This is a genomic window from Streptomyces sp. NPDC054770, from assembly GCF_053611985.1.
Genome location: NZ_JBSHBL010000071.1, coordinates 42,420 through 52,375 on the forward strand (window position 1 = coordinate 42,420; position 9,956 = coordinate 52,375).

At 71.6% G+C, this 9,956-nt stretch carries 9 protein-coding genes; 8 read left to right on the top strand and 1 reads right to left on the bottom strand.

What is annotated here, in order from left to right; genetic code table 11:
• Positions 1-19 precede the first annotated feature (19 nt).
• The 8 genes from ACWGKQ_RS40550 to ACWGKQ_RS40585 all read left to right on the top strand — a co-directional run bounded on the left by ACWGKQ_RS40550 (position 20) and on the right by ACWGKQ_RS40585 (position 8,885).
• Positions 20-1,126, top strand: coding sequence for a quinone-dependent dihydroorotate dehydrogenase (locus ACWGKQ_RS40550; protein ID WP_453297078.1), 1,107 nt, complete (start codon positions 20-22; stop codon positions 1,124-1,126).
• A complete protein-coding gene (gene pyrF / locus ACWGKQ_RS40555) occupies positions 1,123-1,968 on the top strand; it encodes an orotidine-5'-phosphate decarboxylase (protein ID WP_453297079.1) in 846 nt (281 codons plus the stop codon). The genes ACWGKQ_RS40550 and pyrF overlap by 4 nt, the downstream gene beginning before the upstream one ends.
• Positions 1,969-2,235: 267 nt before the next feature.
• Positions 2,236-2,559 carry an integration host factor gene (locus ACWGKQ_RS40560; RefSeq protein ID WP_003977346.1) on the top strand — a complete coding sequence of 108 codons (324 nt, stop codon included), beginning with the start codon at positions 2,236-2,238 and terminating at the stop codon, positions 2,557-2,559.
• 60 nt (positions 2,560-2,619) lie between these two features.
• Positions 2,620-3,213 carry a guanylate kinase gene (gene gmk / locus ACWGKQ_RS40565; RefSeq protein WP_217553261.1) on the top strand — a complete coding sequence of 198 codons (594 nt, stop codon included), beginning with the start codon at positions 2,620-2,622 and terminating at the stop codon, positions 3,211-3,213.
• Positions 3,214-3,268: 55 nt separating this feature from the next.
• The gene (gene rpoZ, locus ACWGKQ_RS40570) at positions 3,269-3,541 is read left to right on the top strand and encodes a DNA-directed RNA polymerase subunit omega (protein ID WP_005319902.1); all 273 of its coding nucleotides are present in this window, start codon (positions 3,269-3,271) and stop codon (positions 3,539-3,541) included.
• A gap of 116 nt (positions 3,542-3,657) precedes the next feature.
• Complete coding sequence (coaBC, locus tag ACWGKQ_RS40575) at positions 3,658-4,863, top strand: bifunctional phosphopantothenoylcysteine decarboxylase/phosphopantothenate--cysteine ligase CoaBC (RefSeq protein ID WP_453297080.1); 1,206 nt, start codon at positions 3,658-3,660, stop codon at positions 4,861-4,863.
• Positions 4,864-5,102: 239 nt separating this feature from the next.
• Positions 5,103-6,311 (top strand): methionine adenosyltransferase, encoded by a 1,209-nt coding sequence (gene metK / locus ACWGKQ_RS40580; RefSeq protein ID WP_453297081.1) that lies wholly within the window; start codon positions 5,103-5,105, stop codon positions 6,309-6,311.
• A gap of 405 nt (positions 6,312-6,716) precedes the next feature.
• Complete coding sequence (locus tag ACWGKQ_RS40585; protein WP_453297082.1) at positions 6,717-8,885, top strand: primosomal protein N'; 2,169 nt, start codon at positions 6,717-6,719, stop codon at positions 8,883-8,885.
• Positions 8,886-9,004: 119 nt separating this feature from the next.
• Here ACWGKQ_RS40585 and ACWGKQ_RS40590 read toward each other — a convergent pair whose 3' ends face one another.
• Positions 9,005-9,565, bottom strand: a complete 561-nt coding sequence (locus ACWGKQ_RS40590; protein ID WP_453297083.1) for a hypothetical protein — start codon at positions 9,563-9,565, stop codon at positions 9,005-9,007.
• Positions 9,566-9,956 lie beyond the last annotated feature (391 nt).

Consider the following 9,956-nt stretch of genomic DNA (forward strand, 5'->3'; position numbering starts at 1 on the left):
CCCTTGGCATGAGGACGTCATGTACAAGATCTTTTTTCGGCTCATCTTCCGGCGGATGGACCCCGAAGCCGCCCACCACCTCGCCTTTCGGTGGATCCGGCTCGCCGCCCGCATTCCCGTGCTGCGTACCTTCGTCGCCGCCGCCCTCGCGCCCCGCTACAAGGAGCTGCGTACCGAGGCCTTCGGGCTGCGGATGCACGGGCCGTTCGGGCTGGCCGCCGGGTTCGACAAGAACGCCGTCGCGATCGACGGGATGTCGATGCTCGGGTTCGATCACGTCGAGATCGGGACCGTGACCGGTGAGGCGCAGCCCGGCAATCCCAAGAAGCGGTTGTTCCGGCTCGTCGCCGACCGGGCGCTGATCAACCGCATGGGCTTCAACAACGACGGTTCGCTGGCCGTCGCCGCGCGGCTGGCGACCCGTGAGGCCGTGTTCAGGACCGTCGTGGGCGTGAACATCGGCAAGACCAAGGCCGTACCGGAGGCCGAGGCCGTCGGCGACTACGTGAAGTCCGCCGAGCGGCTCGCGCCGTACGCCGACTACCTGGTCGTGAACGTGTCGTCCCCGAACACGCCGGGCCTGCGCAATCTCCAGGCGGTTGACCAGCTGCGTCCGCTCCTGACGGCCGTGCGCGAGGCCGCCGACCGCGTGGCGGCGAACCGCCGGGTGCCGCTGCTGGTGAAGATCGCGCCGGACCTCGCCGACGAGGACGTCGACGCCGTCGCCGACCTGGCCGTCGAGCTGGGTCTCGACGGGATCATCGCGACCAACACCACCATCGCGCGGGACGAGTTGGGGCTGCGCTCCGATCCCGGCCTGGTGCAGGAGACCGGCGGGCTCTCCGGGGCGCCGCTCAAGGCGCGCTCCCTGGAGGTCCTGCGGCGGCTGTACGCGCGCGTGGGCGACCGGATCACCCTGGTGGGCGTCGGCGGCATCGAGAGCGCCGAGGACGCCTGGCAGCGCATCCTGGCCGGTGCCACGCTGGTCCAGGGCTACAGCGCCTTCATCTACCAGGGGCCCTTCTGGGGCCGGGCCATCCACAAGGGCCTCGCGGCGCGCCTGCGCACCAGCCCGTACGCCACCCTCGCCGACGCGGTCGGCGCCGATGTGAGGAAGACCGTATGAGCCCGTTGGAGCCCTTCGGCGCGCGGTTGCGCCGTGTGATGGACGAGCGCGGTCCGCTGTGCGTCGGCATCGACCCGCACGCCTCGCTGCTCTCCGAGTGGGGTCTGAACGACGACGTGGCGGGCCTGGAGCGGTTCAGCCGTACCGTCGTCGAGGCGGTGGCCGACCGGGTCGCCGTGATGAAGCCGCAGAGCGCGTTCTTCGAGCGGTTCGGCTCACGCGGGATCGCCGTCCTGGAGCGGGTGGTCGAGGAGGCGCGGGCGGCCGGGACGCTGGTCGTGATGGACGCCAAGCGGGGCGACATCGGCTCGACCATGGCCGGGTACGCGGAGGCCTTCCTGAGCAAGGACGCCCCGCTGTTCTCGGACGCCCTGACCGTCTCGCCGTACCTCGGCTACGGCTCGCTCAGCCCGGCCGTCGCGCTGGCCAGGGAGAGCGGGGCCGGCCTGTTCGTGCTGGCGCTCACCTCCAACCCGGAGGGCCCCGAGGTGCAGCACGCGGTGCGTGCCGACGGCCGGACGGTCGGCGCCACCATGCTGGCCCACCTGGCCGCCGAGAACGCGGGGGAGGAGCCGCTGGGCTCCTTCGGCGCCGTCGTCGGTGCCACCGTCGGCGACCTGTCGTCGTACGACCTCGACATCAACGGGCCGCTCCTCGCGCCGGGCGTGGGCGCGCAGGGGGCGACGGCGGCCGACCTCCCCGCGGTCTTCGGGGCTGCGGTGCGCAACGTGGTTCCAAACGTGAGCCGAGGTGTTTTGCGTCACGGTCCCGACGTGGGGGCCCTGCGGGCGGCCGCGGAGCGGTTCGCGGGCGAGATCCGGGACGTCGTCGCAGGTCGGTGAGGACTCCGAGGAGTGCCGCGGCGGGCGCTTCGGCGACTGCCCGAACGTGAATACATCCTCAAATCCGGGGCAGTATGTCTGAAATGTCTGTCCTGACGGAGGCTGACCAGGACTTTTCCGCTGTTCTCGCTGACTCCGGCGGACTTGCCCGCTAGTCTCCGAGCAGAGTCAACGGGCAAGCGTGTTGCTCGTAGCTCCCCAGGTGTGGGGCGACTAGGTTCCTCACCGGTCCGTATCCGACAGTTCGACATCCGAGGTGACGTAGGCGTGGCTCTTCCGCCCCTTACCCCTGAACAGCGCGCAGCCGCGCTCGAAAAGGCCGCCGCGGCTCGCCGGGAGCGGGCCGAGGTCAAGAATCGACTCAAGCACTCCGGTGCCTCTCTTCACGAGGTCATCAAGCAGGGCCAGGAGAACGACGTCATCGGCAAGATGAAGGTCTCCGCCCTGCTCGAGTCCCTGCCGGGCGTGGGCAAGGTCCGCGCCAAGCAGATCATGGAGCGACTCGGGATCTCCGAGAGCCGTCGAGTGCGTGGCCTCGGTTCCAACCAGATCGCCTCCCTGGAGCGCGAGTTCGGCAGCACCGGCTCCTGATCGCCGGGCCGTCCGGGACACCCGTCCCGGGCAGCCCGCGATTGCTGGAATAATCGCTGCATGGCTGCAACATTCCGGGGGACGACCCCCGAGCCCCCGGACGTACGTCCGCGGCTGACCGTGCTCTCCGGCCCCTCCGGGGTCGGCAAGAGTACGGTCGTCGCTCATATGCGCAAGGAACACCCCGAGGTCTGGCTGTCGGTGTCGGCGACCACCCGCAGGCCCCGCCCGGGCGAGAAGCACGGCGTCCACTACTTCTTCGTCTCCGACGAGGAGATGGACAAACTGATCGCCAACGGCGAGCTCCTGGAGTGGGCCGAATTCGCGGGCAACCGCTACGGCACCCCGCGCGCCGCGGTGCTGGAGCACCTCGAAGCCGGTGTGCCGGTCCTGCTGGAGATCGACCTCCAGGGCGCCCGGCAGGTCCGCGAGACCATGCCGGACGGCCGATTGGTGTTCCTGGCCCCGCCCTCCTGGGAGGAGCTGGTGCGCAGGCTCACCGGCCGCGGCACCGAGGCGCCCGAGGTGATCGAGCGCCGCCTGGACGCGGCCAAGATCGAACTCGCGGCCGAGCCGGAGTTCGACGAGACGCTGGTCAACACCTCCGTCGAGGACGTGGCACGCGAGCTGCTAGCCTTGATGGATGTCGTGTGATCGTCACCGATCGTCGACAGTGATTCTTTCTTTCCCATCCATCGGAAGGCAGAGCGTGTCCTCTTCCATCACCGCGCCCGAGGGCATCATCAACCCTCCGATCGACGAGCTTCTTGAGGCCACCGACTCGAAGTACAGCCTGGTGATCTACGCGGCCAAGCGTGCCCGCCAGATCAACGCGTACTACTCGCAGCTCGGCGAGGGCCTCCTCGAGTACGTCGGTCCGCTCGTCGACACCCACGTCCACGAGAAGCCGCTCTCCATCGCACTGCGCGAGATCAACGCGGGTCTGCTGACCTCCGAGGCCATCGAAGGCCCGGCGCAGTAGTACTTTCGTATTGCAGTTGATTTATCCACAGGCCCGGCAACCGACTGCCGGGCCTGTGGTGTGTGATGGAGTCGTGCGCCGGAGCCGGTGTGCGGGAGCCGAGTGCGGGGAGTGACGTGGACAAGCCGAAGGTCGTGCTGGGGGTCAGCGGCGGCATCGCCGCGTACAAGGCCTGCGAGCTGCTGAGAAGGTTCACCGAGTCGGGCCACGACGTCCGGGTCGTGCCCACCGCCTCCGCGCTGCACTTCGTCGGCGCCGCCACCTGGTCCGCCCTCTCCGGCAACCCCGTCTCCACCGAGGTCTGGGACCACGTCGAAGAGGTCCCGCACGTCCGCATCGGCCAGCACGCCGACCTGGTCGTGGTCGCCCCCGCCACCGCCGACATGCTGGCCAAGGCGGCCCACGGCCTCGCCGACGACCTGCTCACCAACACCCTCCTGACGGCCCGCTGCCCCGTCGTCTTCGCGCCCGCGATGCACACCGAGATGTGGGAGCACCCGGCCACCCAGGAGAACGTGGCCACGCTGCGCCGCCGCGGCGCCGTCGTGATCGAACCGGCGGTCGGCCGCCTCACCGGCGTCGACACCGGCAAGGGCCGGCTGCCCGACCCGGCGGAGATCTTCGAGGCCTGCCGCCGCGTCCTCGCACGGGGAGTGCGGGAGCCCGACCTGGCCGGCCGCCACGTGGTCGTCTCCGCCGGCGGCACCCGCGAGCCCCTCGACCCCGTGCGCTTCCTCGGGAACCGCTCCTCCGGCAAGCAGGGCTACGCCCTCGCACGCACGGCCGCCGCGCGGGGCGCCCGGGTGACGCTGGTCGCCGCGAACACCACCGGCCTGCCGGACCCGGCCGGTGTGGACGTCGTGCCGGTCGGTACGGCCGTGCAGTTGCGCGAGGCGGTGCTGAAGGCGGCCGCCGACGCCGACGCCGTGGTGATGGCCGCCGCCGTCGCCGACTTCCGCCCCGCGGTCTACGCGGCCGGGAAGATCAAGAAAAGGGACGGGCAGGATCCCGAGCCGATCGTCCTGGTGCGGAATCCGGACATCCTCGCGGAGATCTCGGCCGACCGGGCGCGGTCCGGACAGGTGATCGTCGGCTTCGCCGCGGAGACCGACGACGTCCTCGCCAACGGGCGGACCAAGCTGGCCCGCAAGGGCTGCGACCTGCTCGTGGTGAACGAGGTGGGAGAGCACAAGACCTTCGGTTCCGAGGAGAACGAGGCCCTGGTGCTGGGCGCCGACGGCAGCGAGACGCCGGTGCCGCACGGCCCGAAGGAGGCGCTCGCCGACACCGTCTGGGATCTGGTGGCGGCCCGTTTGGCTTAACTTATTTCAGCCATATGTCAACTTTCTCAGGTCCGACATTACGGTGCGGTGGCTCTGGTCAAGGCCGCCGACGATTGGGCAGAATGCCCGTGCCGCAGGTCACAGCACTCCCGAGTGTCGAGACAGGTGGGCCGGCGGCCGAGTGCGACCGATAAACTGTTCTCGGACGACGCCCGGGTGCAGCCCCCGTGTTGTCCGCCAATGATCAGCCAGCAGCCGCTGCAACCCCAGGGAGCGTTGTGTCCCGTCGCCTGTTCACCTCGGAGTCCGTGACCGAGGGTCACCCCGACAAGATCGCTGACCAGATCAGCGACACCATTCTCGACGCGCTTCTGCGCGAGGACCGCACCTCCCGGGTCGCCGTCGAGACGCTGATCACCACCGGCCTGGTGCACGTGGCCGGTGAGGTCACGACCAAGACGTACGCGGACATCGCGACGCTGGTCCGCAACAAGATCCTCGAGATCGGTTACGACTCCTCGAAGAAGGGCTTCGACGGAGCCTCCTGTGGCGTGTCGGTGTCGATCGGCGCGCAGTCCCCGGACATCGCCCAGGGCGTGGACACGGCCTACGAGAACCGGGTCGAGGGCGACGAGGACGAGCTCGACAAGCAGGGCGCGGGCGACCAGGGCCTGATGTTCGGTTACGCGACCGACGAGACGCCGACCCTGATGCCGCTGCCGATCTTCCTGGCGCACCGCCTGTCCAAGCGCCTCTCCGAGGTCCGCAAGAACGGCACCATCCCCTACCTGCGCCCGGACGGCAAGACGCAGGTCACCATCGAGTACGACGGCGACAAGGCCGTCCGCCTCGACACGGTGGTCGTCTCCAGCCAGCACGCCTCGGACATCGACCTGGAGTCGCTGCTCGCCCCCGACATCCGCGAGTTCGTGGTGGAGCCGGAGTTGAAGGCCCTCCTGGACGACGGCATCAAGCTGGACACGGAGAACTACCGCCTCCTGGTCAACCCGACCGGCCGCTTCGAGATCGGCGGTCCGATGGGTGACGCGGGCCTGACCGGCCGCAAGATCATCATCGACACCTACGGCGGCATGGCCCGCCACGGTGGCGGTGCCTTCTCCGGCAAGGACCCGTCCAAGGTCGACCGCTCGGCCGCCTACGCGATGCGCTGGGTCGCCAAGAACGTCGTCGCGGCCGGCCTGGCCGCCCGCTGCGAGGTCCAGGTCGCCTACGCCATCGGCAAGGCCGAGCCCGTCGGCCTCTTTGTCGAGACGTTCGGCACCGCCAAGATCGACCACGAGAAGATCGAGAAGGCGATCGACGAGGTCTTCGACCTGCGCCCGGCCGCCATCATCCGCGACCTCGACCTGCTCCGCCCGATCTACGCCCAGACCGCCGCGTACGGCCACTTCGGCCGCGAGCTCCCCGACTTCACCTGGGAGAAGACGGACCGCGTGGATGCCCTGCGCAAGGCCGCGGGCCTGTAACCCGAGCCACCACGATGAAGGCCCGGTCTCCCCTCGGGGAAGCCGGGCCTTCGCCGTGTCCCGGCGCCGTGGAAATCGGCTGGCTGCCGAGACGGGGTGATCAGTACGGTGGTGTCCTCCCGGTGCGATGGCCGCGGTTACTTCCGTGGAGTGCGCCCATGGGCGCGCGGTGAAGCTGGTGTGTTTCGACCGCTGCCGGACTGATCTCGGGAGGCCGGTGTCGTCCGGTGTGCGGGTCTCGGATCCTTCCTTCCGGGTGTTTCCCTCGCAGGTTCGAATCCTGCTGCCGGTTTTCGGACCGGTATGGCCGAGTGGTCCAAGGCAGAAGACCGCCGTACGGCGTTCCGTGGCCGGAGTGATCTCGGGCGGCGCCGGTTGTCAGTGGCGTTTGGTAAGAATGCAAGGGTGAGCAGCGAGAACGAGCAGGGGGGCGGGGGCGCCGGAGGGGCGCCGCCGGAGCAGCTCGCGCTCATTCGGGAGAGCGTGCGCGGGGCCAAGGCGCCCCGGGCCAAGCCGCGGACCTGGCGGGGGGCCGCGCTGGCCGAGCGGTTGCCGGTCGCGCGGGTGCTCGTGGACAAGGGCGTGCTGCATCTGGATCGGTACTTCGACTATGCCGTCCCCGCCGAGCTGGACGCCGACGCGCAGCCGGGGGTGCGGGTCCGGGTGCGGTTCGGGGCCGGACGGCACCGGGTGCGGGACGGGCGCCGGGAGGGCGGGGGGCTCATCGACGGGTTCCTGGTGGAGCGGCTCGCCGAGTCCGACTACTCGGGGCCGCTGGCCGCGCTGGCCCAGGTGGTGTCGCCCGAGCCGGTCCTGAGTGAGGAACTGCTGCGGCTCGCACGGGCGGTCGCCGACCGGTACGCGGGAAGCCTCGCGGATGTGCTGCAACTGGCCGTGCCGCCACGCAGCGCGAGAGCCGAGAAGAGGCCTTCGCCCGAGCCGCTGCCGCCCCCGCCCGTGCCGGCCCCCGGAAGCTGGTCGCGGTACGAGCACGGGGCCGCCTTCGTCGAGTCGCTGGCCTCCGGCGGTGCGCCGCGTGCGGTGTGGAACGCCCTGCCGGGGCCCGAGTGGAGCGAGGAGATCGCCCGGGCCGTCGCCGCCACGCTCGCCTCGGGACGCGGTGCGCTCGTCGTCGTACCGGACGGACGGGCGGCCGCGCGGGTCGATGCCGCGCTGGCCGGTGTGCTGGGCGAAGGACGGCACGCGCTGCTCACGGCCGAGGCCGGGCCCGAGAAGCGGTACGCGCAGTGGCTCGCCGTCAACCGCGGCTCGGTGCGGGCGGTGGTGGGGACCCGGGCGGCCATGTTCGCGCCCGTGCGGGATCTCGGGCTCGTCGCGATCTGGGACGACGGGGACGACAGCCACAGCGAACAGCACGCGCCGCAGCCGCATGCGCGGGATGTGCTGCTGCTGCGGGCGGCACTCGACAAGTGCGGGTTTCTGCTCGGGAGCTGGAGCTGCACGGTGGAGGCCGCACAGCTCGTGGAGAACGGCTGGGCGCGGCCCCTGGTGGCGGGGCGGGAGCAGGTGCGGCGGAGTGCGCCCCTGGTGCGGACGGTCGGGGACGGCGACCTCGCGCGGGACGAGGCGGCGCGCGCCGCGCGGCTGCCGACGCTCGCCTGGCAGGCCGTCCGGGACGGACTGCGGCACGGGCCGGTGCTGGTGCAGGTGCCCCGGCGGGGCTATGTGCCGCGGATGGCCTGCGCACAGTGCCGGGCGCCGGCGCGCTGCCGGCACTGCGCCGGTCCGTTGGAGGGGCGGGACGCCGGGGCGCTGGGATGCGCGTGGTGCGGGCGTGCGGAGAGCGACTGGCACTGCCCCGAGTGCGGGGGATTCCGGCTGCGTGCCCAGGTGGTCGGGGCCCGGCGGACCGCCGAGGAGCTGGGGCGGGCCTTTCCCGCGGTACCCGTACGGACCTCGGGCCGCGAACAGGTGCTGGACACCGTGCCCGGGACGCCCGCGCTGGTCGTGAGCACCCCGGGCGCCGAGCCGGTCGCCGAGGGTGGCTATGCGGCGGCCCTGCTGCTGGACGGCTGGGCCATGCTCGGGCGGCCTGATCTGCGGGCCGGTGAGGACGCGCTGCGCCGGTGGATCGCGGCGGGTGCGCTGGTGCGGCCGCAGGGGGACGGCGGGACCGTGGTCGTCGTCGCGGAGCCGACACTGCGGCCCGTGCAGGCGCTGGTGCGGTGGGATCCCGTCGGGCATGCGGTACGGGAGCTGGCCGAGCGGGCGGAGCTGGGGTTTCCGCCGGTGTCGCGGATGGCGGCGGTCGCGGGGCCGGCGGAGGCGCTCGCGGAATTCCTCGGTACGGCCGAACTTCCCTCGGATGCCGAGGTGTTGGGGCCGGTGCCGGTGCCCGTGGTGCGGGCCGGGGCGCCTCGGCGGGCGGGTGCGCCGCCGCCGGGGGAGCACTGGGAGCGCGCGCTGGTACGGGTGCCGCCGGGGAGCGGGGCAGCGCTCGCCTCCGCGCTGAAGTCGGCTCAGGCGGCGCGGATGGCGCGGGGGAGTGGGAGCGGCGGGAGTGGGAGTGGGGAGGCGGTTCGGGTGCGGATCGATCCGCCGGACATCGGGTGACCTGACAGACGGCTGCCCTCCCGGATGCTTGCCGGGAGGGCAGGGGCGGGCGGGTCAGCCCTTGAGGTCAGCCGTTGCGTCGGTTGCTGCGTCAGACGCTGTGTCAGGCGCTGCGTGCGTCAGCCGTTGCGTGGGCCGGGGAAGGCTGTCGGCCTGGCCTCGTCGCGGAGGGTGGGGCTGCCCGCGGTCGGCTGGGTCGGCATGGAGCGGGCGGCCGGGACCGTGGGCACGGCGGGCAGGCCGGTGGCCACGTTGATCGTGCGGGTGCCCGACGGTTCCGTGGGCCGGTCGGGATCGGCGGTGACCGTGGTCGTGGTCGTGGTCTGAGCGGTGGCGCGGCGGGCGCCGTAACGGCGGTGCACCGCCTGCTTGGTCACTCCGAGGGCGGAGCCCACCGCGTCCCACGAGAAGCCGAGTGAACGGTCGAAGTCCACGGCGGCCGTGACCAGGGTTTCGACACTGTCCCGGAGTTCCTGGGCGAGACGGACCGTCGGGGCGGGGGCGCGCCCGTAGACGACGAAGCCCGTGGACGGGCCGGAGCGGCGCGGGCGGTAGACGTTGCCCAACTGGGCGGTGAGCGTGCGTAGTGCGTCCACCTGGCGGCGGACCCGCTCGATGTCCCGCACCAGCAAGTGCAGGCTGGCCCGGGCCTGGGCGTCGTGGGTTGCGTGGTCGGCCATGAACAAGCCTCTCGAACCGGCGTTGAAAGGAATGGGCCGCGTTGCGGCCCGTTGTGGTCAACTCTCTCTTGACCAACGCGTGGGCGCTCCGCTGGTCACGGTGTAGGGGCGTATGGGCATATGCGTACGCCGTGCGGCGTGGTTTGCACCACCCGGGGAGTCCTCCCACCCGCGCACCGCCCGTCCCAGTAGGCAGAGAGGTCGAGCGACCTGCGGGGGTGCCCGCCGTCGGCGGCTTGCGGCGCGCCAGGGACGGCTGGCCGCCAGCCGTCCGCGTCAGCCGTCAGGGGCCAGCCGTCAGCCGCCGTCAACTGTCAGGGGCCAGGGGGGGGCAGCCGTCGGGCGTCGGGCGTCAACTGTCAGGGGCCAGCCGCCGTCAGCCGTCGGCGGT